29 protein-coding genes and 1 riboswitch are annotated in these 26,121 nt (G+C 36.8%); of the genes, 7 read left to right on the forward strand and 22 right to left on the reverse strand.

All coding sequences use genetic code 11. The features are described from left to right. Positions 1 to 32: 32 nt before the first annotated feature. The 8 genes from BALCAV_RS10505 to acnA all read right to left on the reverse strand — a co-directional run bounded on the left by BALCAV_RS10505 (position 33) and on the right by acnA (position 9,640). The gene (locus BALCAV_RS10505) at positions 33 to 497 is read right to left on the reverse strand and encodes a VanZ family protein (protein WP_004427353.1); all 465 of its coding nucleotides are present in this window, start codon (positions 495 to 497) and stop codon (positions 33 to 35) included. 197 nt (positions 498 to 694) lie between these two features. Further along, positions 695 to 835 (reverse strand): acid-soluble spore protein N, encoded by a 141-nt coding sequence (locus BALCAV_RS10510; RefSeq protein WP_003324037.1) that lies wholly within the window; start codon positions 833 to 835, stop codon positions 695 to 697. A gap of 50 nt (positions 836 to 885) precedes the next feature. Next, positions 886 to 1,017 carry an FbpB family small basic protein gene (locus tag BALCAV_RS21625; protein WP_003324038.1) on the reverse strand — a complete coding sequence of 44 codons (132 nt, stop codon included), beginning with the start codon at positions 1,015 to 1,017 and terminating at the stop codon, positions 886 to 888. 59 nt (positions 1,018 to 1,076) lie between these two features. Continuing rightward, the gene (locus BALCAV_RS10515) at positions 1,077 to 1,790 is read right to left on the reverse strand and encodes a DUF421 domain-containing protein (protein WP_003324039.1); all 714 of its coding nucleotides are present in this window, start codon (positions 1,788 to 1,790) and stop codon (positions 1,077 to 1,079) included. 48 nt (positions 1,791 to 1,838) lie between these two features. Beyond that, positions 1,839 to 2,000, reverse strand: a complete 162-nt coding sequence (locus tag BALCAV_RS22305) for a hypothetical protein (RefSeq protein WP_160173407.1) — start codon at positions 1,998 to 2,000, stop codon at positions 1,839 to 1,841. Between the two features lie 165 nt (positions 2,001 to 2,165). Further along, on the reverse strand, positions 2,166 to 5,480 hold the full coding sequence (locus BALCAV_RS10520) for an efflux RND transporter permease subunit (RefSeq protein ID WP_003324040.1): 3,315 nt from the start codon (positions 5,478 to 5,480) through the stop codon (positions 2,166 to 2,168). Between the two features lie 203 nt (positions 5,481 to 5,683). Continuing rightward, positions 5,684 to 6,136, reverse strand: a complete 453-nt coding sequence (locus BALCAV_RS10525; RefSeq protein WP_003324041.1) for a MarR family winged helix-turn-helix transcriptional regulator — start codon at positions 6,134 to 6,136, stop codon at positions 5,684 to 5,686. Between the two features lie 789 nt (positions 6,137 to 6,925). Continuing rightward, on the reverse strand, positions 6,926 to 9,640 hold the full coding sequence (gene acnA / locus BALCAV_RS10535; protein ID WP_003324044.1) for an aconitate hydratase AcnA: 2,715 nt from the start codon (positions 9,638 to 9,640) through the stop codon (positions 6,926 to 6,928). A 286-nt stretch (positions 9,641 to 9,926) separates the two neighbouring features. Here acnA and sspO point away from each other — a divergent pair, with 286 nt between their 5' ends. Next, positions 9,927 to 10,142, forward strand: coding sequence for a small acid-soluble spore protein O (sspO, locus tag BALCAV_RS10540; protein ID WP_235213105.1), 216 nt, complete (start codon positions 9,927 to 9,929; stop codon positions 10,140 to 10,142). Positions 10,143 to 10,162: 20 nt separating this feature from the next. Beyond that, the gene (locus tag BALCAV_RS10545) at positions 10,163 to 10,303 is read left to right on the forward strand and encodes a small acid-soluble spore protein P (RefSeq protein ID WP_003324046.1); all 141 of its coding nucleotides are present in this window, start codon (positions 10,163 to 10,165) and stop codon (positions 10,301 to 10,303) included. A gap of 68 nt (positions 10,304 to 10,371) precedes the next feature. Here BALCAV_RS10545 and BALCAV_RS10550 read toward each other — a convergent pair whose 3' ends face one another. Beyond that, a complete protein-coding gene (locus BALCAV_RS10550; RefSeq protein WP_003324047.1) occupies positions 10,372 to 10,872 on the reverse strand; it encodes an acyl-CoA thioesterase in 501 nt (166 codons plus the stop codon). Positions 10,873 to 11,080: 208 nt separating this feature from the next. Here BALCAV_RS10550 and BALCAV_RS10555 point away from each other — a divergent pair, with 208 nt between their 5' ends. Beyond that, positions 11,081 to 11,413, forward strand: a complete 333-nt coding sequence (locus BALCAV_RS10555) for a hypothetical protein (protein WP_040323870.1) — start codon at positions 11,081 to 11,083, stop codon at positions 11,411 to 11,413. 24 nt (positions 11,414 to 11,437) lie between these two features. Then, a complete protein-coding gene (locus tag BALCAV_RS23090; RefSeq protein WP_268746803.1) occupies positions 11,438 to 11,563 on the forward strand; it encodes a hypothetical protein in 126 nt (41 codons plus the stop codon). A 328-nt stretch (positions 11,564 to 11,891) separates the two neighbouring features. On the opposite strand, the gene BALCAV_RS10560 is transcribed toward BALCAV_RS23090, so the two are convergent. From BALCAV_RS10560 to BALCAV_RS10570, 3 genes are all read right to left on the reverse strand, one after another. Continuing rightward, positions 11,892 to 12,743 (reverse strand): ABC transporter permease, encoded by an 852-nt coding sequence (locus BALCAV_RS10560; RefSeq protein WP_040323871.1) that lies wholly within the window; start codon positions 12,741 to 12,743, stop codon positions 11,892 to 11,894. After that, complete coding sequence (locus BALCAV_RS10565; protein ID WP_003324050.1) at positions 12,740 to 13,738, reverse strand: daunorubicin resistance protein DrrA family ABC transporter ATP-binding protein; 999 nt, start codon at positions 13,736 to 13,738, stop codon at positions 12,740 to 12,742. The genes BALCAV_RS10560 and BALCAV_RS10565 overlap by 4 nt, the downstream gene beginning before the upstream one ends. A 198-nt stretch (positions 13,739 to 13,936) precedes the next feature. Continuing rightward, positions 13,937 to 15,040: a 5-methyltetrahydropteroyltriglutamate--homocysteine S-methyltransferase gene (locus tag BALCAV_RS10570; protein ID WP_003324051.1), complete on the reverse strand. Its 1,104-nt coding sequence runs from the start codon at positions 15,038 to 15,040 to the stop codon at positions 13,937 to 13,939. 130 nt (positions 15,041 to 15,170) lie between these two features. After that, positions 15,171 to 15,272: riboswitch (SAM riboswitch) on the reverse strand. A 363-nt stretch (positions 15,273 to 15,635) separates the two neighbouring features. On the opposite strand from BALCAV_RS10570, the gene BALCAV_RS23255 reads away from it, so the two are divergent. After that, positions 15,636 to 16,571 (forward strand): peptidoglycan-binding protein, encoded by a 936-nt coding sequence (locus BALCAV_RS23255; protein ID WP_040323872.1) that lies wholly within the window; start codon positions 15,636 to 15,638, stop codon positions 16,569 to 16,571. An 84-nt stretch (positions 16,572 to 16,655) separates the two neighbouring features. Here the strand turns inward: BALCAV_RS23255 and BALCAV_RS10580 are convergent, their stop codons facing one another. Both BALCAV_RS10580 and BALCAV_RS10585 read right to left on the reverse strand, forming a co-directional pair. Further along, positions 16,656 to 16,850 carry a hypothetical protein gene (locus BALCAV_RS10580; protein ID WP_003324505.1) on the reverse strand — a complete coding sequence of 65 codons (195 nt, stop codon included), beginning with the start codon at positions 16,848 to 16,850 and terminating at the stop codon, positions 16,656 to 16,658. Between the two features lie 43 nt (positions 16,851 to 16,893). Continuing rightward, positions 16,894 to 17,319 carry a hypothetical protein gene (locus tag BALCAV_RS10585; RefSeq protein WP_003324504.1) on the reverse strand — a complete coding sequence of 142 codons (426 nt, stop codon included), beginning with the start codon at positions 17,317 to 17,319 and terminating at the stop codon, positions 16,894 to 16,896. 356 nt (positions 17,320 to 17,675) lie between these two features. Between BALCAV_RS10585 and BALCAV_RS10590 the strand changes: the two genes are divergently transcribed. Further along, positions 17,676 to 18,110: a DUF2621 domain-containing protein gene (locus tag BALCAV_RS10590; RefSeq protein WP_003324503.1), complete on the forward strand. Its 435-nt coding sequence runs from the start codon at positions 17,676 to 17,678 to the stop codon at positions 18,108 to 18,110. A 142-nt stretch (positions 18,111 to 18,252) separates the two neighbouring features. Here BALCAV_RS10590 and BALCAV_RS10595 read toward each other — a convergent pair whose 3' ends face one another. From BALCAV_RS10595 to BALCAV_RS10630, 8 genes are all read right to left on the reverse strand, one after another. Continuing rightward, positions 18,253 to 18,759 carry a CcdC family protein gene (locus BALCAV_RS10595; RefSeq protein WP_003324502.1) on the reverse strand — a complete coding sequence of 169 codons (507 nt, stop codon included), beginning with the start codon at positions 18,757 to 18,759 and terminating at the stop codon, positions 18,253 to 18,255. 263 nt (positions 18,760 to 19,022) lie between these two features. Then, a complete protein-coding gene (locus BALCAV_RS10600) occupies positions 19,023 to 19,238 on the reverse strand; it encodes a YneF family protein (protein ID WP_003324501.1) in 216 nt (71 codons plus the stop codon). 194 nt (positions 19,239 to 19,432) lie between these two features. Then, on the reverse strand, positions 19,433 to 19,891 hold the full coding sequence (gene sirA, locus BALCAV_RS10605) for a sporulation inhibitor of replication protein SirA (protein WP_003324500.1): 459 nt from the start codon (positions 19,889 to 19,891) through the stop codon (positions 19,433 to 19,435). 388 nt (positions 19,892 to 20,279) lie between these two features. Continuing rightward, positions 20,280 to 22,274 carry a transketolase gene (gene tkt, locus BALCAV_RS10610; protein WP_003324499.1) on the reverse strand — a complete coding sequence of 665 codons (1,995 nt, stop codon included), beginning with the start codon at positions 22,272 to 22,274 and terminating at the stop codon, positions 20,280 to 20,282. Between the two features lie 350 nt (positions 22,275 to 22,624). Continuing rightward, on the reverse strand, positions 22,625 to 23,758 hold the full coding sequence (gene tnpB / locus BALCAV_RS10615; RefSeq protein WP_040323879.1) for an IS200/IS605 family element RNA-guided endonuclease TnpB: 1,134 nt from the start codon (positions 23,756 to 23,758) through the stop codon (positions 22,625 to 22,627). 200 nt (positions 23,759 to 23,958) lie between these two features. Then, on the reverse strand, positions 23,959 to 24,198 hold the full coding sequence (locus BALCAV_RS10620; protein WP_003324722.1) for a DUF896 domain-containing protein: 240 nt from the start codon (positions 24,196 to 24,198) through the stop codon (positions 23,959 to 23,961). Positions 24,199 to 24,330: 132 nt separating this feature from the next. Continuing rightward, complete coding sequence (locus tag BALCAV_RS10625; protein WP_003324723.1) at positions 24,331 to 24,996, reverse strand: YneB family resolvase-like protein; 666 nt, start codon at positions 24,994 to 24,996, stop codon at positions 24,331 to 24,333. After that, complete coding sequence (locus BALCAV_RS10630; protein ID WP_003324724.1) at positions 24,983 to 25,231, reverse strand: hypothetical protein; 249 nt, start codon at positions 25,229 to 25,231, stop codon at positions 24,983 to 24,985. The genes BALCAV_RS10625 and BALCAV_RS10630 overlap by 14 nt, the downstream gene beginning before the upstream one ends. Positions 25,232 to 25,395: 164 nt before the next feature. On the opposite strand from BALCAV_RS10630, the gene lexA reads away from it, so the two are divergent. Next, the gene (gene lexA / locus BALCAV_RS10635; RefSeq protein WP_040323880.1) at positions 25,396 to 26,025 is read left to right on the forward strand and encodes a transcriptional repressor LexA; all 630 of its coding nucleotides are present in this window, start codon (positions 25,396 to 25,398) and stop codon (positions 26,023 to 26,025) included. Positions 26,026 to 26,121 lie beyond the last annotated feature (96 nt).

Below are 26,121 nucleotides of genomic sequence, written 5' to 3' on the forward strand. Positions count from 1 at the left end.
TTGGCAGCATATTTTGGACCACACCTTACAAATTAGTGCTTCTTCACTTTTAAAAAAATAATTCTCCTTTTCATCCAGCGGTGACATTGATACATCCCAAAGCCAATACATGCCCCTAATGTGTTTAAAATCAAATCATCGACATCTGCAACGCGATACAAAAACGTGAATTGAAGTAATTCAATCGTCATAGAAGTTAAAAACCCATATAAAGTTATGAGAATAAACCCCTTCTTTGATTTAAGTAAATATGGTAGTAAATATCCAAATGGTATAAATAAAATAATATTTCCGATTAAAATTTTGAACGGATCTATGACGGAATGACTGAAGACACTTATTCGATAAATGCTACGAAAAGGAATTAAATTATAATTCCGTCCACCTGGACCTGCTTCTCCTAAAGAAGCTCCATAATTCCAAGCAAATAACGTTAAATAAATCAAAGCGATGATATATATATAAAATAATAGCCTCATTCCGGAAATTGACCTCATACTAGTTAACCCTCCAAATAAAAAAATTCGTTGTTAGTTAACAGTATTCAAAGGGTTGTCTATTTATTTCTAACGAACAGAACTTTGTGGTCCCCAGTCCGGGAGCGGTGTCTTACCTCTCATTTTTATATACATTCAAAAAGGGCTGAACCCTCAAAGGTCATTTTCATGACTTTGGGACAGCCCCTTTTTACTTATTACCCTTTAGGTGGAATATAATCTGGTTGCTCATTTCCTTTATTGTTCATTTTTTTGCCTTTATTTGAATCACTTTTACGTGGTTGTGTCCCTAAATGATTCGGTCGAAATTTGTCAAAGGCATGTTGTGATTTAGCCATTTCATCCCCTCCTACTTTATAGGATGGATTTTTTTGAATGATTTATGCCTTCAGGACTTTGTTGATAAATGGCGCTTTTCCCACCGTTCCTCTAATTGTTCCATACGTTGTTCATCATTTAAAATCTCTTCTTTATTTTCTCGAACTAATTCTTCAAATGATAATTTTCTGACTTTTCTCATAATAAAACCCCTTTCTTTATATGATAGTTTACCTATATTTAAGGAGTTCTATACTTCGATTATTTCTTTTTTTGTTTAGGACTTATATACACATCCCCTTTTTCATTCATACTCATCACAAAAATATCTCTCACATTTGCATACCCTTTTTTCTGGATAAGCTTTCTTACTTTATTTATTCCCCCAACCTTATTAACATTTTTCTCAATTAATTCCCCATCTTGAATGAGTATTGTTGAATAACCAGATGATTTAGGCGACTTATTTTTGTCATTTAAAGTGATTGGATTATATTTATCCTTTTTGATCACACTAATTTGACCATTCATTTCAAGCACAGCATAATCAACTTCTGCTAAATTACTGGCATTTTTTAAACGTAAATCCATCATCAACTGTTCTAATGTAAGTCGTGTCTTTTTTAATTGTTCATTTAAAATGACGCCATGACGAATAATAATAATCGGTTCATCCTCAATGACCCTTCTAAATTTAGGAGTTTTAAGGGCAATTAAGGATAACGAAAAATGAATAAACGCAATTACGGCTGCCGCTGTCATCGGACCCTTTAATGGTAATTCGCCATCTGTTAAAGGTGCTCCAAGAATATCCCCAATCACAACTCCAAAAATAAAGTCCAGAGGATCAATTGAACTCATTGAACGCTGCCCTAATACCTTTACTAATAAAAAAATGTAAAGATAAACGATCACACCTCGAATGAAAAATCCGTATATAGGTAGGGTTTCACCGCCTGTCCAAAACTCAAACATTTCGTCCCACCCTCTTTCTAAACGATTTCGTTTATCATTCTGTACGATTTACTCGCTTTTATCTTCTTTAAAATTTTTCTCGCTCATTTTTGCGACTTCAATCTCAGCAAATGAACCAGAATGAAAGTCTTCTTTTGGAAAAGTGGCTTTCGAATTTATTTTCGATTGATTTGTATGTCTGTCTTTTTTTGCTCTTTTTTGAGCGACCATAATGAACCAGCTCCTTTAATTGATATCGCTCGTTAGTTTAACCGTTCCGCCCTTTTTTATGAAAACCTCCACTGCAAAAAGCGAAAATAAAAAAAGCAGATGAAGGGCATTACGCCTTCCATCTACTTCTTTTTAACCTTTTATATCATCATGATTTGGACCGTTTTAATCTTTCTTTTTCGAAGAGTCCACAATCCGTTCTAATAATTCTAGAATTTCCTCTTTGGAAATATCTGTTTTCTTTTCACTTTCGTTGTCGGATTTTGAGTTATCTTCTTTTTCCTTCTCATCATCCTTTTTGTCTTTCTTTACTTCTTCTTCACTTGCTGTTGTCGTAGTCTCTTTTGTTTCAGTTGGTAATACGATGGAATGTTGTCTCGTTTCACGAGGAAGTTCTTTAAGTTCCTCCACTTCCACATATTCACCTTCCACTGTCACATAACGTTTTTTCTTTTTACGCATTTCACTATCTAATAAACTGTAAACAACTGGTATTACAAATAAGGATAGGAATGTACTACTGATCAAACCTCCAATAACAACAAGTGCCATCGGTTGTTGCATTTCTGCCCCTTCTCCAATACCAAGGGCAAGAGGAACCATTCCTAAAATCGCCGTTAAAGAAGTTAAGACGATTGGTCGAGTACGATCTTGAACGCCTTGTACTAACGCATCATAGGAAGCCATCCCTCGTGCTTTTAACTGGTTCACATAATCAACTAATACGATCGCGTTATTCACGACAATTCCTATTAAGACCATGCCCCCTATAAAGACTGTAATGCCAATTGGTGTTTGCGTAATCGTTAAAATAAAAGCAACTCCAATGACAACAAGTGGCACTGTAAACATAATAATAAATGGTGCTTTAAAGGATTCAAATTGTGCAGCCATCACTAGGTAAATGAAAATAATCCCAAGCACAAGAGCCAGTATCATACTGCCAATTGAATCATCCAATAATTCACGTTCTCCACCATAAAATAAACTTGTTGTATCACCAAAGTCTAAATCATCAACAATCGTGTTAATTTCATTCGTAATCTTATTTAATGTCGTATCTGTTGTATAGTAAACCGTAAATTCAACCGCTTCTTCTTGTTCAAGGCGATTAATGGTTGCTGTACTTTCTCCTTCAACAATTTCAGCGACGTCACTTAAGGCAATAAACTCATTCGCTGAATTTCTAATTTGGATATTTTCTAATGCGTCAATATCCTCAATAAAATCTGGATGTAGTGAAACAACAATGTCATAAATATCATGTTCTTCTGTTTGTATACTAGAAGCTGTTTGTCCTGTCGTGAGTCTATTGACTTCATTAGCAATTTGAGCTGGAGCAAGACCGTTTGCACGAGCCGCTTCCGGATCAACCTCAATCGCAATTTCTGGAACAAGTTCCTCAATACTCATTTCCACCGTACGAACGATGTTTAAATCTTCTAACTCCAGTTGTAACTCCTCAGCGTGGTCATAAAGACGGTCTGGATTTGCATCACTAATCGTAAATGTAATTGTATTAGCGTCCGCACCAAGTGCCGTTAAGGTTGAAGCAGAAATATCAGCGTCACTATCAGCACGAGCTAAATCCCTCTCTATGGATTCTATAAATTCACTTGTACTTACAGAACGTTGGTCAAGAGCAACCATCGATACTTGAATTTGTGCTTGGTGACTGCTTCCTCCACCCATACTTTCTGCTGTTGCTCCTGTTGTACTGACGTAATTAGCCACTTCATTATGGTCGTTCAAAATCTCTTCAACGGCTTCAACGGCTTCTTGAGTACGAGCTAAAGAAGTTCCATTTTCCATTTCAATATCAATCGTAAAGGAACCTTGGTCACTGTCTGGTAAAAATTCGACTCCAACAGTTGTTAAACCAAGACCACCGACAACAAGAGAGATAGCCGTAATCATCAAGACTGTTATACGATGGTTAAGCACCCACTCCGCTGCCGATTTCAACATTTGCATCGATTTAGACTGAATTCGCTTTTCTTCTAAATTTTCAGTAGGGGTTTTTAACCATCTACTTGCAATCATTGGAATAACAGTAACAGCTACAATTAAGGAAGCAATTAAACTAAAGGATACCGTTAAAGCAAATTCAGCGAATAAATTCCCAATTAGTCCACTTATAAAAACGATTGGTAAGAAAACCGATATTGTCGTTAATGTAGAAGCGGTAATCGCTGAGGCAACCTCTTTTGTTCCATCAAGTGCTGCTTGTTTTGGATCCTTTTGCATCGATAAATGGCGATAAATATTTTCAATTACGACTATCGCATTATCTATTAACATCCCGATTCCTAAAGCTAAGCCACCAAGACTCATTAAGTTCAGGCCGATATCGGTAAAATACATAAACGCAAAAGTGGTAATAACGGAAAATGGTATCGCTATTCCAATAATTAATGGTGTCTTCATATTTCTTAAAAAGAAAAATAGAATGAGCATCGCTAGGATTCCACCAAAGATTAGGGCATTTGTCACACTGTTAATCGACAAGTTGATAAATTCCCCTTCATCATACAAAGAGACTACTTCTAAATCCTCGTACTTTGATTCATTGAGCATTTCAGATAAGCGGTCATTGACAGCATTAGATACAGCGACTGTATTCGCTTCTGATTCCTTCATGACGGTAAACTGAATCGCTTCTTCTTGATCAGCGCGTGTAATCACTTGACGATCCTCTGCACCAATTTCAACGGAGGCAATATCAGCAAGCTGAATTTCTTCTCCGGTTTCTTGGTTTACAGTAACCACTAATTGTTCAATATCTTCTACACTTGTTAATTCACTAATGACACGAGTCGTTAAATTAAGTTCATCGGTAATAACCGTACCACCTGGCATCGCCACATTATGGGACTGGATAAGGCTCACAACATCTGCCTGAGTCACACCTGAATTGACAAGCTCATCTTGATCTAAGTACACTTGAACCTCTTCGATAATCGAACCAGATTCGTTAACACTAGCAACACCAGGAATTTTAGTCACTTCACTTTGTAAATCAAACACAACATCTTGGAAGTCTGCGACAGGTTCATGCGAGGTTATCGCCAATTGGAGAGTTGGCATCATAGATGGGTCAAACTTTAAAAAACTTGGTTCGTTCGCACCATCAGGTAAAGGGATTTGTCGAATCGTATTAATAATGTCTAATTCAACATCATCAATGGAAGCTGCCCAATCGAATTCCAACAAAATTAAGGACGTTCCTTCAGATGTTTGCGAGGTCATTCTTTTTAAACCAGAAGTAGTGGAGAGTCTGCTCTCTAGAGGGACAGTCACCCTATCTAATACTTCTTCAGGACTTGCTCCATTATAATTTGTTACAACCGCAGCAATGGGCGGATTAATATTTGGAAATAACTGCAATGGTAAATTAGTTAACGACACAAATCCAAATATTAAAAAGAACAACATCGCGACGATCGTAAACTTCGGTCGCCTTATTGAAAAATTTGTCATACTAAGCTCCTACTCCTTCTCTATTTACATAGTTAAGTTTCTTAACAGTTAAATTACTTAATTAAATTACATGTTAAATTTGTTATTCTCATATGTCAATGAATATACCGATTTAAATGACTGTTCCATTAACTTCACAAAATCATGTAACAAATCCGTCACATTCTTCATAAAAAAATCGCGCCTGGTAATATATCCCTATTTTATTTTGTTCTTCGTGCTTCTTCCCTTACTATTTTTTCAAACATCTCTACTGTTTTGGAAACCTGCTTTAAATCATCCATTGGAATTTTTGTGAAATATTCATCTAAAACTTTTTTTTCAAACTTATCTAATTCCTCTTTAATCTTTTGCCCTTTTTCTCCAAGTTCTAATTGCACTTCACGGCGATTTTCTTTTTTGATCGTACGAATGAGCAAATCATCTTCTTCAAGTTTATTCACTAATTGTGTGACCGCACTTTTACTCACTTCTAAATAGTCGGCCATTTCTTTTAAAGTAATCTTTGGATTTCTTAAATATAAAAATAAGATAGCTTCTTGTTTTTTAGTAAGTTGGACTTGACTTAAATGACTAATTTGCGGTAAAACATATTTTCCAATACTATGTATGGCTGTTTCGATTTTCAATAATATTTCGCGATATTCTTCCATCATGTTCGTTACCCCACTCCCTAAAAATTACTCCTTATGAAACGAAACACTTTTATTCAGTTAATCAAACAACGAAAAAAATAGCAAACTATATGTTATTTTGGTTATGCCCCATCTGCTCTACTCCGATTGCTGATGGCCCGCAGCAATCGCGGTGAATCTAGAATCCTCCTCGCGACTAGTCACAAGACCACTGAAAAAAGGTCTACTCGTCTAAAATAGGGTTACATTAGTTAGAGTACTCCGCGAGCTGCATGCCCTACGCATTCCGCTCGCTCCGTTTTAGTTCATGAAAAACAGTTTGAAGCCATGAACAAACATTTACTTGGAAATCTAATACCTTAAGGTTTTTCTAAGATAAAGATGATCTTAAGACTTTTCAGTGGTCTCTACATAACCAACATGGTGAAGCAAAAATACGCTCTGACATTAACAACAATAATAAGTTAAGTTGATGTAACCGTATATCCCGGGTCATTTCTAGAACGACAGCCAAAGTAGGCCTTGTCTTCAGATATTACACTCCTCCGTTTGGTGATTTCTTTTTTGCTTGGCTTTTAATTAAGAACGTATATTCATTCAATTCAGACCTAAACATTTTGTGGACTCTCTTTTTTCATGGATCACTTGTTTTATAAAGTTTATGTGCGGATACATCTTCCAACTGCTTTTTCCACAATAAATGGAAAAAACATTCAAAATGAAAAAAGCCATGGAAGATTAGCTCTTCTCATGACTTTTTACTTTAAAAGGGCTTTTTTACTTGGCCCAATTTTAATTATTTTTACTTTATTAAGCTAGCTTTTGACGTAATACCATTTGAAGGATTCCGCCGTGTTTGTAGTAATCTACATCGACTTCACTATCAAATCGTACTAATGCTTCAAATTCTGTTTTGTTTCCAGCTTCATCAACTGCCACAACTGTAACGTGTTGACGAGGTTTTACATCTGCTGGTAATTGAACTTCGATTGTCTCTTTACCAGTTAAACCTAAGCTTTCAGCACTTTCTCCATCTTTGAATTGAAGAGGAAGAACGCCCATTAATACGAGGTTACTACGGTGAATACGCTCATAGCTTTCCGCGATTACCGTTTTAATTCCTAGAAGGTTTGTTCCTTTAGCAGCCCAGTCACGCGAACTTCCCATTCCATAATCTTTTCCAGCAAGAATCGTTAAGCCTGTATCAGACTCTTTGTATTTCATCGCTGCATCATAGATAGACATTACTTCACCTGTTGGCCAGAAAGTTGTGTATCCACCTTCTGTGCCTGGAGCAATTTGATTTCGGATACGGATGTTTGCAAACGTACCACGCATCATCACTTCATGGTGTCCACGACGAGAACCGTACGAGTTAAAGTCCGCTTGCTCGACACCTTTAGATAGTAGATATTTTCCTGCAGGTGTATCTTTTCCGATCGCACCAGCTGGAGAAATATGATCCGTTGTAACCGTATCACCAAATTTACCGATAACACGTAAACCAGTTAATGGTTTGATTTCTTCAGGCTCTTTAGAAAGACCTTCAAAGAACGGTGGGTTGGCAATATAAGTAGAATCATCATCCCACTTGTAAAGAGAATCATCTGTTGTATCAATCTCGTTCCAACGTTCGTTGCTTGAGAATACATCTTCATATTCACGACGGAATAATTCAGGTGTAACCGTTTCTTTGACAACTTTTCTAATTTCTTCAGCCGTTGGCCAGATGTCACTAAAGTAGACAGCTTTTCCATCTTTACTAGTACCAATCGGATCGTTTTTCAAATCAATATCCACTGTTCCAGCTAAAGAATAAGCCACAACTAATGGTGGTGAAGCTAAGTAATTGGCTTTCACTAGTGGATGAATACGACCTTCAAAGTTACGATTACCAGAAAGAACAGATGTAACGGTTAAGTCACTGTCAGCGATCGCTGCTTCAATTTCATCTTCTAATGGACCAGAGTTCCCAATACATGTCGTACAGCCATAACCAACGATGTTATAGCCTAACTTCTCCATATAAGGAAGTAAACCAGAATCCGTTAAATAACCCGTAACAACTTTTGAGCCAGGTGCTAAAGAGGTTTTCACATACTCAGGCACTTCTAGACCAAATTCAACCGCTTTTTTCGCGACTAAACCAGCACCGATTAAAACATACGGATTAGACGTGTTTGTACAGCTCGTAATCGCTGCGATTGCAATTGAACCTGTTTTCATTGTTGTTTCGCGACCGTCGTTAAACTTCACTTCAACTTCTTTATTAAATTCATCTTCTGTTAATCCTAAACCTTGTGTTCCTTGTGGAGCAACAACGGCATTACGGAATGAAGATTGCATATCAGAAAGTGGAACTAAATCTTGCGGACGTTTAGGACCTGAAAGATTCGCTTCAATTTCTGATAACTCAATTTCCACAACATCTGTATAAGTTGGGTCAGGAGTTTCACCAGGTACATAGAATAAACCGTTCTCTTTGCTATACTGTTCAACTAAGGCAATTTGTGCTTCAGAACGGCCCGTTAAACGTAGGTAGTTAAGAGACTCCGCATCTACTGGGAAAAATCCACAGGTAGCTCCATACTCAGGTGCCATGTTTGAGATCGTTGCACGATCGGCAAGTGGCATAAACTCAAGTCCAGGACCGAAGAATTCAACAAATTTACCAACTACTTTTTTCTCACGTAGGACTTGTGTTACTTTAAGGGCTACGTCTGTCGCTGTTGTACCACTTGGAAGTTCTCCAGTAAATTTAACCCCGATTACTTCAGGAACTGGGAAATATGAAGGTTGTCCTAGCATTCCTGCTTCTGCTTCAATTCCTCCAACACCCCATCCAAGAACACCGATACCATTAATCATCGTTGTATGTGAATCCGTACCAACTAATGTATCTGGGAATGTGATCGTGTCACCGTCTTTTTCAACAGCGTGCACAACATTTGCTAAATACTCTAAGTTAACTTGGTGAACGATACCAGTTGCTGGCGGTACAGCACGGTAGTTATCAAATGCTTTTTTCGCCCAGCTAAGGAACTCATAACGCTCTGCATTACGTTTAAATTCTAAATTCATATTATAAATTAAAGAATCACTTGTACCTGCTTTATCAACTTGTACAGAGTGGTCGATGACTAAATCAACCGGAATTTCTGGATTGATTTGGCTTGCATCTCCACCTAAATCAGCCATTGCTTTACGAAGTGCTGCTAAGTCCACGACTGTTGGCACACCTGTAAAGTCTTGTAGAATAACACGAGATGGTTTAAACGGAACGGAAATATCTTCGTTTTGACCGTCTGTTCCCCATTTCGCTAAGTTTTCAACATGCTCTTTTTTAATAAAATAATCATCATATTGACGAAGCACCGATTCCAAAAGGACCTTAATTGAATAAGGCAATTTTGAAACTTCACCAATCCCCGCTTGCTCTAAAGCGTCTAAGGAATAATACTTGTACGACTTGTCACCAACACTAAATGTTTTCTGTGACTGATAAACATCTAAATTCTTTGACATATGTATTCCCTCCTCCAAATCAATAATACCGTATACAATTAAATTTGTCTAAATTTCGAACTTATATAAAAATCTATACAACACGAAAGAAAACGCTTTAATTGATTTTCGTACGGTACCCCTTCTATAGAATAGCAAAACTTATTAAAAGAATAAATATAATTTTTCAAATTTAACTAAATCTTTTGAGCAGAAAATATAAGAATAAACTGTTTTAAGGCGAGGAATTAATTGCTAAAATGAGACGCTTCCTTTCGGGCAAACTATAAATGGAGGTGTCATTAAAATGAAGAAAAAGTCCAATCATATCATTCCAAATATGAATCACGCTAAATCACAAGGAAATGGGGCTGGTTATAATTCTATATACGCCGAAGAAACCGCCCAAGAACCTTTGAGTGAATTAGAAAAACAAAACAATAAAAAACGAAAAAACGCCAATGACAACTCTAACGTTACCCTAATACGTCACTCATTTAAAAGCGTTCATTCTTGCAATTGAAAAGGAGGACAACATTCAAAATGGACCATCATCGAATGACAAAAAAAGAACGACATTCAGCAAAGGATCCACGTCGCAATGCCGGACAACCCGCACCATTAAGCGGTTCTAAAAAAACAAAAAACAAAAACCATGTAAGTCAAACAAATGGAGAAGCGTAAGAGCGGAAGCTATTGATTTCACCACTCTATTTAGACCTTTTCCTTACGGTGTTTGACAAAGAGACAGGCTATTGCTTCTCCTTTTGTGCCTGTCTTTTTTTTCGTTCGTCTGTTCGGCGTTTTCGAATGCTAAAACGTTGTTCAGCTCCTTCATATTGCCATTTCTCTTCTTCAGTTTCAGGAATGAGTTTTGGGACGGCCGTTGGTTTCCCCATGTTATCTAAGGCAACAAAAGTCATATAAGCTGTTGCTGTCAACCGTTTCTCGCCGGTAATTAAATTTTCCGCTTCGACCTTCACATACACTTCCATGGAGGTTCTTCTTGCATACGTTACATACGCCTCAATACAAATCGCTTCCCCTGTGTGAATAGGTGCAATAAAATCCATACTGTCACTTGAAGCCGTTACGACCGTTGCCCGGGCATGTCTCATTGCGGCAATACTTGCTACTTTATCGGCATTCGCCATCACATTCCCACCAAACATAGTGCCATGAAAATTGGTATCTGGAGGTAAAACAAGATCGGTTAAAACCGTTTTTGATTCACTTGCTACTTTGCTATTCATGTTTGAATTAACCCCTTTTTTCTCTTAAATCCTTTTATCATCATTTCATTATACTTTGGAAAATAAGACAATGCACGTTTCTTCGTTTTAGAGATGTGAAAGAGCCTAAAAAGTTTTGAAACGGTCTCGACAGAATTTCCCCTTCTCCAAAAAGGTCAGAGCGTATATAATAAAGGTTAATCATTTTTTAATTAAAGGGGTGATAGCATTGATAAAAAGACTCAACTTTCCGTTTATTCTATCAATCTATCTCTTATTACTAGCTTTTTATCTCTTTAATTTTAATAGTGGGAATGAACATGGCTATGACTGGTCTTCACCCAATCTGTCAGTATTTGCTGAGGATCCCACTCATCACAATCTGTTTAACGGTGGTGATGACCAAGAAACGAATATTTATTACCTCAGTATGGTCATGATTAGTATGATTTTGTTTCTATTTGGTCAGTTTCATTTGATCCATAATAACAAATTGTTGCTTTACCCGAAACTTTATCAATCGAATTATTTAAAGGGATTCCTTGCTTTTTCTGACAAATAAAAAGTCAAAAAGGAGGAACCGCCAATGATGATGTTTCGTTTAATTATGGTCGTTTTTTTCTCACTAACTGCTTTAAGCCTCTTTACTTTCCAAGGAATCGAAGGAGTTAAAGCTTTTTTAGAAATTATCAAGACAACAAAAAGTCATTAATAAACAAAGGGCTTCTGCTAACGTCATAGTGACAATAGCGGGAGTCCTATTTTTATGTGCTAATAAACGAAAAATTCGGCTTTGCGTAGTTTTACTATCTATTACTGATGATACGCCCCTTAATCTTGGCTTTGCGGATTTTTTATTCCTTATTACTGATGATACGCACCCTAATCCCAGATCTGCTTAGTTTTCATTCCCTATTTCGATTAATTCGCACCTTAATCCTGGCTCTGCTGATTTTTCATTACCAATAAAAAAACCAGCAACTTAACGCTAAGTTACTGGCTTTTTGTTATTCACTTAACAGATTGAACAACACCTATACCTAAAAACAATATTTTTTATTTTTATTACGATATAAATACATTGTAATTGGAGCAAAAATGATAAAGATAATACCGGAAGTTAAGAAGACCCACATGATGGCTTCCGTTGTTATCGTTCCATGCATAAATCCACGTACCGCATTTACAAGGAGGGAAATAGGATTTACATCAACAAAAGCTTGAAGCCAATTAGGGAGTGTTTCGGGCGCGACGAACACATTGCTTATAAAAGTAAGAGGGAAAAGAACCATCATACTCACTAACATAAGTGATTTTTCTGAACGCATAATTAACCCAAGCGTTGTCCATATCCACGATACACTAAAACAGAATAACAAGATCAGTAAAATCGACATGCTCACTCCAGATAAGCCGCCTTCAGGACGAAACCCTAATATGTAACCAAGGATAATCATAATCACAGATGCAATCGTATAACGAAAGACATCAATTAGAAGTCCTCCAACAAGAGCCGACGGTAACCAGAGTGGCATCGTTCTAAAGCGGTCAAAAATTCCATTTTGAATATCCTTATTTAAATCAAGTCCTGTATACATCGTAATCTGCACAACCGTCATGACAAGAATTCCTGGTAATAGAAATTGTAAGTATTCACCCGTTGAACCAGCGATCGCCCCACCAAATAAAAACGTAAACATAAGTAAAAAAATTACAGGAAATACAGTTACATCAAAAAGTTGTTCAGGCACATGTTTTATTCTCAGTAAAGCTCGTTGTGAAAATGTTAGAGTAGAAGAGAAAGCACTTGGTCGCTCCGGTCGCTTTCCAGAAACAATCGCCTGCAGTAATTGTTCATTCGGTCCTTGTTGATTTTCAGAATGATCGTTCATGTCGTAGCTCCTTCTTTTTGTTTGTATCGTCCTGCCGATTCATTTGTTAACGTCAGAAACACCTCATCCAAACTCGGTTGCCCGAGTGAAAAATCAAGAAGTTCTATATTTGAACGAACTAATTCTCCCATAGCTTCAGCAACTCTAGATGGGTCATTTACTTGAGCTATCAAAACAGTTCTTTCTTCAGAGATCTTTATTTGAGAATCTAAATATCTTGTTAAAATATTTAAGACACTCTCACTATCTTCAGGATTAGAAATAGTCACGCTCAAAGTCCCTTTCCCTACCGAAGCCTTTAATTCTTGACTTGTTCCCTCAGCAATAATTTTCCCTTTATCAATAACGGCAATTCGGTCGGCTAATTTGTCAGCTTCTTCTAAATATTGAGTGGTTAATAACACTGTCGTACCGACACTCGTTAAGGCACGGACGATGTCCCACACTTGATTTCGACTTCTAGGATCTAACCCTGTTGTCGGTTCATCAAGAAAAAGTAAATCTGGTGTAACCACAATACTTGCCGCAATATCAATACGCCTTCTCATTCCTCCAGAATATTTTTTGACTTGTTTCTTTGTCGCTTCCTCTAATTGAAAGGCACTCAAAAGTTCTAGTGCTCGTGCTTTCGCTTCTTTGCTCTTAAAGCCACTAAGTTTGGCAATCATAATAAGGTTTTCTAGTCCTGTTAAATCTTCATCAATTGACGCATATTGGCCAGTAAGACTGATCCTTTTTCTAACTTCCTTCGTTTCAGTTTCCAAATCATGTCCAAAGATTCGTGCATAACCAGCATCAGGTTTAAGTAAAGTCGCCAGCATTCGAATAGTTGTCGTTTTTCCAGCACCATTAGGACCTAAAAAACCATAAACGGTTCCCTTTTCGATTTTTAAATCAACACCATCTACGGCCGTATGATCACCAAAAACTTTAACCAACCCTTTCGTTTCAACAGCCAGATCCAATTGTCGCTTCTTTTTTACACTTATTTTCAAGCCATTTCCTCCTAAAGTAAGTTTTAATTTTATAAAAGCTATTTTATTATTACTGTTGGTTTGTTCCATACATTCATTAATTATTTGCTTGAATCTCAATAAAGGGAAACATTTAATCTATCTCCATTCCTTTATATTATTTCCCAAAAAAGAGCGGCAATCCTTTTGGACCACCGCACTTGACACTTTGTTGTTATCTTATCCCCAAATCTCTTTTGAAATATCTACAATGTATTTTAACTTAGCCCATTGCTGTTCTTCTGTTAATATATTTCCATGATGTGTCGAAGCAAAACCACATTGTGGACTAATGCACAATTGTTCTAATGGGACATATCGAGTCGCTTCTTTTACACGAGCTTTAATGTTTTCTTTATCCTCTAACTCACCGTGCTTTGAAGTAAATAAACCTAAAACGACTTGCGGGCCTTCATTTGGAATATGTTCCAATGGGTTAAAGTCTCCAGAACGGTCATCATCATACTCTAAGAAAAATCCATTTACTTTTTCTTTGGCAAATAACGTTGGGGCGATTTTAGCATAACTACCTTCAAAAGCCCATTTTGAACGATAGTTGCCACGGCAAAGGTGAGTCGTTACGATTAAATCTTCTGGTTTATCTTCTAAGACACCATTAATGACCCGTAGAGCTAAATCAATCAATTCTTCACGTGAATAACCACTATCATTAAATGGGATCTCCGGAGCATTAAGACCTGCAATATATACATCATCTAATTGTATGTAACGGCATCCAGCATTATAAAACGCTTTAAGTGCCTCACGATACGTTTGGATTACATCTGCCGTATATTCTTCAATGTCAGGATAGATTTCAAGATTACGGATGCCTGCGTTAAATAATTGATTTGGACTTGGAATCGTTTGTTTAGCAACTGCACGGTCTCCAACAATTTCTTTAAATTCAATAAAATCTTTAATATGAGGATGCTCTGGATTAAATGAGATTTTCCCATTTACACGAATATCGTATCTCTCTGTCTCTTCCCCTTTGAATTTAAACCCGTGTTCTGGAACATAACCCTCAACCCCATTTAAATGTTCTAAGAAATCAGTATGCCAAAACCTGCGACGAAATTCTCCATCTGTCACAGCTTGAAGCCCAACTTCGATTTGTTTATCCACAATATTTGTAATTTCTTCTGTTTCAATTTTATGTAGTTCCTCGGCAGTAATATCCCCAGCTTGAAACTGTTTTCTCGCTTGATGAATTCTTTCTGGTCGTAATAAACTTCCTACATGATCGGCTCTAAATGGTGCTTTAACTAATGTTTTTGTCATATTATAAAATCCTCTCTTTAATTTAATTGTTTTTAAGTAAAGCATTCTCCTTCATCATTTTAAAAATAAAACCCCCCTCTTCTATCAAATAAGAAGAGAGGGTTGATTTACACAAACAAATGTCCTACCCTTCTTATCTTGTAGCACGATGCTACTGGAATTGGCACAGTACTTAAAAAAGTCCGCTGCCGAGGTTTCAAAGGGCCAGTCCCTCCACCTCTCTTGATAAGAAAATTTTGAAAATATATAATTATGAAACTAACTATAAACTTAAGTAAGCAACTTGTCAACCTTAATTATTCTAGTTCATTATTTTATCAACTAGAAATAAATGGATGAATGATAACAAAATGATGACGATTGAAACGTTCCTCAAGGAAAGGTTACAAACAGATTTCATTTCAATTAAATAGAGGGAGATTCGCTTGCCTCTTTTCTTTTCAGCTGTTAGCATTGCAATCGTTGGACCGAGTCTTATCGGACAACAAATATTCAATATGAGAAGATTCCATTCATTCATATTGAATAAATGAGAGCAAAAGCGTACATCTATTTTACGCTCACAGCTTGAAAATTATAAGGAGGGTTTCTTTTGATGAAAACAAAATCAACATCAAGAGTCATGCAACGGTTTGGTTTACCGCTTGCAGCAGCAGGAATGTTTATTCTATTCGCCCCAAGTCATTCAGAGGCGGCTGGAGAAAAAGAAAGCTTGCTGTCAAAAGGAATGGAAGGCTCCCAAGTAGAAGAATTACAAGAAAAACTAGAAGAACGCGGATTCATTGACACGGTTTCCGAAAAGGGTGTCTTCGGTCAAAATACAAAAGAAGCAATCAAAAAGTTTCAAAAAGAACATAACCTATTTGTTGATGGCGTCGCCGGTCCTCAAACATTAGGGGCGATTGCCGTACTTAGAATAGAAGATAAGGGCTTTCTAGTAGAAGCCTTACAAGAAATATTAACGCAACTAGATTATTATGAGGGTGAAATAAACGGGGAGTTCACAGAGGAAACAGAAAAAGCTGTCCTTAAGGCTCAGAAAGATTTTGAAATTTCCGTTGATGGAATTGCTGGACCACAAACATTTAGTGCTTTATACAATTCTATTTACCCGAACCAAGAAGAGCAAGACTCTGAAAAAGAAGTCATTCAAACTTCAAACGAAATTGCAGATACAGAAGAAACAGCAAGTGAAACAAACACAACGCCAGCAGCAGAGCAAGAACCAGCTGAAGAACAAGGTCAAACTTTATCTGTAGAAGCAACAGCTTATACAGCTGAATGTAACGGCTGTTCAGGTATTACGGCAACAGGAATTGATTTAAGAAATGACCGCGATAAAAAAGTAATCGCTGTTGATCCAGAAGTCATTCCATTAGGTAGCCGCGTTTACGTAGAAGGTTACGGAGAAGCGATTGCTGGAGATACAGGTGGAGCCATTCAAGGAAATAAAATTGATTTACATGTTCCAACTAAAGAAGAAGCGATCCAATTCGGACGCCAGCAAGTGAATGTAACGATTTTAGATTAATGATAGAGAAAAGAACGGTTCTAGAGGGAAGTCCCTTTAGAACCGTTCTTTTTAAAACTGACAACCATTATTGAAACCTATCCATCATTTTGTCCATCCAGGTTCATATGTATAAATCACATCCCCACGATGTTGGGCATTACCTCTAAAGCTTAAAAAATCCTCTTGCTTTGTCAAAACAGCACGAAAGAGTAAAAAATCATCTTTAGAAACTCGGTAACTTTCCAATTCCCGCTCACGTAATTTTTGGATTAAAGAGGCTGCTTCTTCATTTGTCATTATTTCCCCCCCTTTCGCTCTCAAGTAAGAGGTCATTCCCTAATTAAGTATAAAAATACGGTAATATTTTTAAAGCAAACATAGCAATTACAGCCAATGTAAGCCATAATGTCGATAAAAACAAAGAGGCTATTTCATCATGCAACTCTCGCTCCTCGCGTAAATAACCGAACATTTCTCTTATTTTCTTCGCCGTTATTCCTAACAACGCACCAATAATGAGCCATAATATCAAAACCGCCCAAGTCCATAAAGATAACCAATTCGAAATCATTATAACCCCTGTCACAACTGAAACCACAATCGCACCATGAGCTACTTTAATAATGCTTTGATAAATTCTTAAAACGATTTGCAGTTTATGTACCTCTGTTAAACGAATTCCTTTTAAAAGAATAGGCAGAGGGATTAAAATAAAAAAGATAACCGAAATTAATACATGAATACCGTAACTAATAATATAAGCCATGATCTGATTCACCCCTCATCCATCATAGCAAAACAGAATAAAAGATCAAAAGAAAAGTTTATAACCACACCCTCCAAAATGCTAAGGTCAGTGAAAAAATTCTGTTAGTTAAAATCAGTGTGGATGATTTGGATTACTCCGCTGGCTCCAATTTGATTAAAGAAAAAAGCTAAAGCCATTATTCATTCTCCAATGAATAACCTAATGCTTTCAGATTCGTCCTCGTTAAAGGCGAGAATAAGACTTTTTCAGCAACCTTTAAAACGCCTTAATAAGTCCATCTTTTAGTAATTCTTATTTCACTTTTTTTATTAAAATGTGGTAGGATTAAGACGATACAAAATGAGGTGACAGATATGAATGATTGGTTTATGTGGTTTATCGTTTTTTGGACGATCTTTTTAATCACAGTCATGTTTATTGGTGGCTACTTTATGTTCCGTAAATTTCTTAAACGTTTACCAAAAGATGATGGTAAGTCAATTTTAGACTGGCAGGAGTTTTATATTGAAAAAACACTCCATTTATGGGATGACGCCAATAAAAAATTGTTAAATGAATTAGTCGAACCAGTACCTGAACTTTTTAGAGATGTAGCAAAAGGCAAAATTGCTGGTAAAATTAGCGAACTTGTTTATGAAGAAAAAGCTGATAAAATAACGCTTGATTATATTATTCGCGGTTACATTATCGCCACACCAAAACGTGATCATAAATTTTTACGTAAAAAATTGGACGAGCTAAAAATTGACGTGCAACCTTATGAAAACTTATTTGAACAAACGAGTTAATGGAGGCTCTCGATGAGAAAGGCTAAACTTGATCTAGGTTTAGCCTTTTTCTTGATTAAAAATTCGCGTGCAACAAACAAGGATTCCCGTAAGCCATTTTTATGCCAATGGTCGACTAAACCGACTTATTCAAAAGCGAATGTTAAGATTGGACAGGAATATTCAATTCATCTATTGCCTCATCACGCTCTTTCTCGATTTTCCGAAACGAAAAATACATAGAGACACGCCAAGGGATAATCATCGAATATGCCAATATAAAAAACATACCCGCAATTTGCTCCATCTCAATCGACTGCCCTAAAACGATTCGTAAAACAATTCGAAAGGCTAAAAGCCCAACTAAAATAAAAGCAAATAACTTCGAGCGTTTCATATAGATTTCATTCTGTTTAATTTCAAATTTAGATGACTTGATTAATAAAATCGAAAAAAGCAGTCCAACCGCAACAGCCTCTAACACTTGAAGTATCGAAAGGTATGTTGGTTCATATAAAAACATCAAAAATCCACTAGACATAAATAGAGGTGGTAAAACAATTTTTTTAATCGACGCTGGTTTTTTTTGAGATTTCAATCGAACAAAGATCGCCAAGATCGCCATACAAACAGCACCAACCGACGTTATGATTAAATAAAAACTCTCCAATGTATTCAACCCTTCCATTGTTCACAAAAACAATATGTATATATTTAAGATACAGGAATTCAGAAAAAGTTACAATTCTTCGCGAAGATCTTTTGGTTAAAACAGTCTCAGTCATTGTTTTGATGAATAAATTAAAAACCACTCCCTCCGCTTCTTTAACGGAAAAAGTGATTTATCGTCTGTATAGGAATACGTTCTTAATAAGGAAGGTTCAATTGAATAAAGTTCATTTAGCCTGTCCTAAATCAAAATCGAATCGACGCTTACTTCCCTTGTTGCTTTTGCATCGCTTGCATCATTTGATTGATTTTCTTTTGCGATGGTTTTTGCCCCATTTGCATCATCATTACTCTTAACATTTGCTCGTTAATTGGTGGATTTTTCTTTAAGTAAGACATCATTGTTTTTCTCGCGATAAAAAATCCGATAGCAGCTCCTGCTAGAACGGCTATAGTATACCCTAGGATATGAATCCACATAAGTCCAACTTCCTCCTTCAGCCTTTTAAAAAGTTCAAGCACTCTTTTTGCATTTGCTTGAATCAACCTTTTTTATTATATCTTAACAACCTCTGTTTTAAAAGTCTCTTCTCCTATCATTTTTGGAAGAATAAACATAGGACATTAAGATTCTGAATAAAAGGAGGAATAAGGTGCTTTACTCTTCAATCTTGTTAATTCCAATAACTGCTTGAAAAATATTTAACTTGACGAATTGGATTTAACCAACCGTAATGGTTATGTGTAACATCTACGGCAAAAAAACACGGATCCACCTTTCGTAAAATCTCAAAAAAAATCGTTTCTGCCTCAGGGCCGCCTTCAGAAGTTAATGACAAATACTGACCTTTTATTAGTAGTTCTGCACAACTATTCGGCTTTTGAATCTTTATTCGGTGTTTTAAGTCTATTTCAGAATAACTAGGGTACCCTTTTAACGATAACTTTATCTTTTTCTGTAAAAGTAAAGTTGGTAACGGCTTAGAGATGAATTCAATTTGTTTATCAAAAATACACCGGTCAGCAATCGGAGCATTTTCGCGGTCAGAAAATAATTGAAACAACTTAGTTTCCTGTCCAAAAAAATGACTGGCTACTTTTTCCTGTAATAAATAGATTTGATAATGTCTCATCACCATCTCTCCTCAGACAAGATTTGCTCTTATTATAAAGAAGCTTGTATAAAATTACTGTCTGAAGCTGGAGAAGAAAATCACTATTTTTGTCGAAAAAGATCAAATGCCTTTATTTATCTTACATCTCCATACGAATCTCATATTATAAGAAAGGTTGCGCTCCAAAAGGGGTCTTAAAAATAGCTCCTTTAATGTTCAACTCCTTTTTCTATCTAATGAAGAAAGAGAAATCCTGGATTTCATTCGCTCCCTTTCCGTTGCACTCAGACTTATCTCCCCTCGCTCGAAAACAAATTTATAGTTAGATTCACCTAAAAAAGATTCGAGAAGCTAAAACTTCTCGAATCTTTTTCACTTTAAGGGCTTTTGAAACAACCTCATTCATTTATTGAATCAATGCTTTTGCTTTTGCGACAACATTGTCTGTCGTAAAGCCATACTCAGCTAAAATTTTGTCAGCAGGTGCAGAGGCACCAAATGTATCGATAGCAAGGACATCTCCTTTAAAGCCAACATATTTACCCCAACCTAATGATGAGCCCATCTCAATTCCTAGACGAGCTGTAACGTCTGGTGGTAATACTTCATCTTTGTAGCTTTGAGGCTGCTTTTCAAAACGATCCCAACTTGGCATACTAATAACATTTGCATAAATGCCTTCTTTTTCAAGTGCTTTTTGAGCTTCAACAGCTAATGGCACTTCTGAACCAGAAGCAAGGAGTAATACATTAGCTTCTCCACTTGCTTTTGAAACAACATAAGCACCTTTTTTAACCCCTTCATAGGCCAATTCTGCTGTGTTTTCAAGCGTCGTTAAGTTTTGACGAGTTAAGACAAGAGCTGTCGGAGTATCTTCGCTTTCTAAAGCAAGTTTCCAAGCAGCAACCGTTTCATTACTATCTCCTGGGCGAATAACAGAAAGCCCTGGCATTGCTCTTAAGGCAGCTAATTGCTCAACCGGTTCATGGGTTGGGCCGTCCTCCCCTACTGCAATACTGTCATGTGTAAAGACATAAATGACAGGTAACTTCATTAAAGCTGCTAAACGAATAGCTGGACGTAAATAGTCAGAAAAAACAAAGAAAGTAGCTCCAAACACTTTAAGACCGCCATGTAAGGCCATTCCATTTATAGCTGCTCCCATCGCAAATTCACGAACACCAAACCAAATGTTTTGTCCTTCGTAATGATCACGAGAAAAATCACCTAGATCTTTCATGTATGTTTTATTTGAGCCAGCTAAGTCAGCTGAACCACCAAAGATTTGTGGAATTGTTTTTGCAAATACATTTAATGTTTCACCTGAAGATGAACGTGTAGCAATGCTAGAACCAGCTTCATAAACCGGAGCTTCTGCATCCCACCCCTGCGGTAACTCACCTTTTACAGCTCGTTCATATTGAGCCGCTAATTCAGGATAAGCCTCTTTATAAGAAGCAAATAATTCATTCCATTCTTGCTCTTTTTTCTTTCCTAATTCTTTATTCTCAGCAAAAAATTGAGCGACTTCTTCTGGGACATGAAACTCTTCTTCATGCACCCATTGGTAAGATTCTTTCGTTAATTTGATTTCATCCGGCCCAAGTGGAGCACCATGAGATGCTGATTTACCTGATTTATTAGGTGAACCAAACCCAATCACTGTCTTTACTTCGATTAAAGTTGGACGGTCATCTGCCTGAGCAGCTTGAATAGCTTGTCCAATTTCATCTAAGTCTGTTCCATCTTCCACACGGATAACTTGCCAGCCATATGCTTTATAACGATCCTCTACACTTTCAGAAAATGAAATATGAAGATCGCCATCTAATGAAATATCATTTGAATCATATAAGACGATTAAACGCCCTAATTTCAAGTGACCTGCTAATGAAGCTGCTTCAGCCGAAACGCCTTCCATTAAGTCCCCATCACCACAAATACTATATGTATAATGATCGACTATCGCATAGTCTTCTTTATTATAAGTCGCAGCTAAATGTCTTTCCGCCATCGCCATTCCAACTGCCATCGCAACCCCTTGCCCTAAAGGCCCTGTTGTTGCCTCAACCCCCGGTGTATGACCGAACTCAGGATGCCCTGGTGTTTTACTTCCCCATTGTCTAAATTCCTTTAAATCATCCAATGAAAGATCATAGCCTGTTAAATGTAATAAACTATATAAGAGCATTGAACCATGACCAGCTGATAATACAAAGCGATCACGATTTTGCCAATTAGGATTTTCAGGATTATGGTTCATAAACTTTGTCCATAAACTAAACGCCATTGGCGCTGCCCCCATTGGCATACCCGGATGACCAGAATTAGCTTTTTCAACTGAGTCAATAGAAAGCGTTCGAATCGTATTGATTGCAACTTGTTCGATATTAGTTGTCATAAATCATTTTCATCCTTTCCTCAAAGTGCATTTTTACGTTTTAATCATATCCTTTATTGCTCTAAATCACAAGCATAAGAGCACGAAACTTTTATAAGAATATTCTTTCAATTATTAGCGTCCCTATGGTTATTTAGGTTTCCTGGCTTTTAAAACCACCTCCATAACCTGAATTTTCAAACAATATATGTCGATAATTTTTATAATTTGAACTACTCGCCACTTAGCTAACGCTTGAAGTGGGAGATTCTTGGGAACAGAGCGTACTTGCCAGTGCATTTCTTTGCCGACAGAGGTTTCTCTTATGGACCAAGCTATCCCCGTCGATTCCTACGGTTCTGGATGTTGTTTTAAGCCGTGTGGAAGGTTCTTAACCCTTCAGCTAGAATATTTTGGCTGGCATTGATATCTCGATCGTGATGTTTATCGAAAATAGGACACGTCCAATCCCTTATTTCAAGAGATTTCTTGCCGTCTTGATGTCCACATTCGGAACAGATTTGACTAGATGGATACCACCTGCTTATTTTCACGATGGTTTTCCCGTACCATTTTGCTTTGTATTCTAATTTCGATACAAAGGCAGACCAGGATACATCCGAGATCGATTTGGCTAACTTATGATTACGCAACATTCCTTTGGTGTTCAAATCTTCGATACAGATCACATCGTGGTTTTTGATGATGTCTGTACTTAACTTGTGAAGGAAATCGTCACGTTGGTTCATTACTCTTTCGTGTAATCTAGCAACTCTACGTTTTTGTTTCTGATAGTTTTTGGCATCAAATAGATGAATACCCTTATTTTTAGCATGTAACGCACGTCTTGAAAGTTTTCGCTGTTCACGTTTTAGTTTCTTTTCCATTTTTGATGTGAATTTATTATTGTCAATCTTGCGACCATCAGAAAGAACTGCAAAGTCCGTGATGCCTAAATCTATACCGATAGATGATTCCGTTTTCTTCAAGGGCTGTACGTCTGTTTCGACTACAATGGATACAAAGAACTTTCCGCTTGGATTTCGTCTGACTGTAGCGCTCAGAATACGTCCTTCAACCTCACGACTTTTGGCCAAGCGAACATACCCTAGTTTCGGCAATTTGATTTTGTTGTCTACTATGGCCATGTTGCTATTGGTTTCTTTCGTGGTGTAGGATTGTACCTGATTTTTTTTTGATTTGAAGCGTGGCGCTTTATTTTGTTTCTTGAAGAATCGAGTAAAGGAATCAGCAAGGTTTTTCAGGGAGGATTGAAGGGCAATGCTGTCCACTTCTTTTAGCCATACGAATTCCTTTTTTAGTTGGGTTAATTCAGCCGAACAAGCATTGTAAGTTAATCCTTTGCCTGTTTCTTGGTAGGTATCGTTCCATTGCCCTAAAAAGCGATTAAAGACAAAACGAGAACAGCCGATGGTTTTAGCAATGAAGATTTCCTGTTCTTTGCTTGGATAGAGACGAAATTTGTACGCTTTGTTGATGAGCAGTGTTTTCACCCCCCCAATAGGAATGTATGTTCTTATTATACCCTAACAAGAATCTCTTTGGCTACCGCCAACCGCCATTCATCTCCCCCATATCGTTGGGCTTCTCCCTTCACACGATTGTAGAGGGAGTCTTCTGTCGGGAAATGATAAAAAAACTACTATCAATTATTCGTCTGTTCAAATGATAGTAGTTTTAGATTTTAATGTGAAAAGCCTTTGTAATTTTTTTTACTTTCCTTTAAAGCTGTTGGTGTAACGTCATCGCCTTTTTCATCAACCACTTTGACGCTGTGTAATTGGTTCTTAAAAGCACCTCGAAATGTTTGTAAATACTCTTTACGAAGCTTTTGTTGTTCTTTTTCTTCTTCCTTCGTTAATCCAACCGTTTTCGCACGCTTTGACAGTTCATTTATGCGTTCAATTTTATCCTTCGATAACATATTATCCACTCACTTTCTCAAAAGCAAAGATGATTCCATTTTACTTTTATTTCTATAAGAGTGTAGCATGCTTATTTTTCTAGATGCAAGCTTTTGGCTTGATTCATAATAGGTTATCAAAAAAGAAAACGGTTAACTTTCTTCATTTCCCTCTAATTGAGTGATATATTGTTGATATCTTCTATGTACAGTCGCTTTTGAAACATCATAACCAAAACCACGTAACGTTGCCGCAATATCATGAAACGTTAATTTCCGACTTCTTAAACGAACAATTTCTTCAATTGGAACATCTAGTTTATTTCGGCCGCCTGCATGATGGTTTGAGAGGTTACGTTCAGGTTGATATCCTTTTTTGACAGCTGATTTCATCCCTCTACTTATTTTTAAATTATGAAGTTTCCGTTGATATTCTTCCACAATAGATACGATTTCGAGTACCATACTATCTGCCTCTGAAAGCAGTAACTCCCCTTGTTGCTGTAATGTGTACACTGCTGTTTGATGTTTCCTTAACTCATGTAAAATCGCCATTTTGGCATGACCCCGACCTAATCTCGTATCATCCTGTACAAGCACTTTGGTAATCGTTTGACTTTTGCAGTCCTCAAGCATTTGCAAAAGTTCATCACGTTCGATGGAATAACCACTCTCTACTTCCTCATAAATAGCAAAAATAGACCAATTTTGAGCTTTAGCCATTTCCACTAATTCTCTTTTCTGTCTTTCAAGAGAAGTTTGCTGGGTATCTTTTTTTGTACTAACTCGACAATAAATAATCACTTCATCTGTTAACATTCTCGCTCGCTTCCACCTTTTCATTATTAAAAGTTAGCTGATTATCTTGATCCATTCTCTCTTCAAATTCTGTCTTTGATATAACAAGTTCGATCTCATTAGTATCCTCTTCGTAAACAATTGGATCCAAACTATCTTTATCATTAGGTAATAATAACGTAAATGACATAAATGCAAAAGTTAAAACACCACATAAAAGAATAAATTTCTCTTGCCCTGTTAGTTTTTTAATCATGTATATCTCCACCTTATCGATATAGAATGTACGTTCCCCTCCACTATAAATGAGAACATTCGTTTGTGTCAATAGTTTTTTAGAACTTATGTTTGCATTACATATGTTCGCATGGTACAATTTAGTCATATAGGAAATATAAAGCGAGGTGACGAGCGTTGACGATTACAAAACTATCAAAAAGACAGCAAGAAATCTTAGATTATATTAAAGTAGAAGTAAGAAAAAAAGGCTATCCACCTTCCGTTAGAGAAATTGGGGAAGCAGTTGGACTTGCTTCAAGCTCAACCGTCCACGGTCATCTATCAAGGCTGGAGAAAAAGGGCTATATTCGAAGAGATCCAACTAAACCAAGAGCGATTGAAATTTTAAATTTAGAGGATAATATGGTTGAAGCCGAACAGTTAGAAAGAAAAGCTAACTACATTCCGATTATCGGGAAAGTAACAGCCGGCGTTCCTATTACCGCGATTGAAAACGTCGAAGGTTATCTGCCTTTACCTGAACATCTTGCAGCCAATGAACAGACATATGTTCTCGTTATTGAAGGAGACAGTATGATAGAAGCTGGAATTTTTAACGGTGATATGGTCATTGTTAAACAACAGCAAACAGCTAATAATGGTGATATTATTGTCGCCATGACAGAGGATGAAGAAGCGACGGTTAAACGTTTCTTTAAAGAAAAGGATTATATTCGTTTACAGCCTGAGAATTCAACAATGGATCCAATTTTGTTAAAAGAAGTGACCATTTTAGGGAAAGTAATTGGAGTCTTTCGGACCATCCATTAATTTTTTAGGAGCTGCCTATTCGGCGGCTTTTTTTATAATAAAGAAAGTAGTTACTCATTTTCCTGTATATTAATGCCTCACTCAATAACGTTCATC

Source organism: Alkalihalobacillus alcalophilus ATCC 27647 = CGMCC 1.3604, from assembly GCF_000292245.2.
Classification (GTDB): domain Bacteria; phylum Bacillota; class Bacilli; order Bacillales; family Bacillaceae_D; genus Alkalihalobacillus; species Alkalihalobacillus alcalophilus.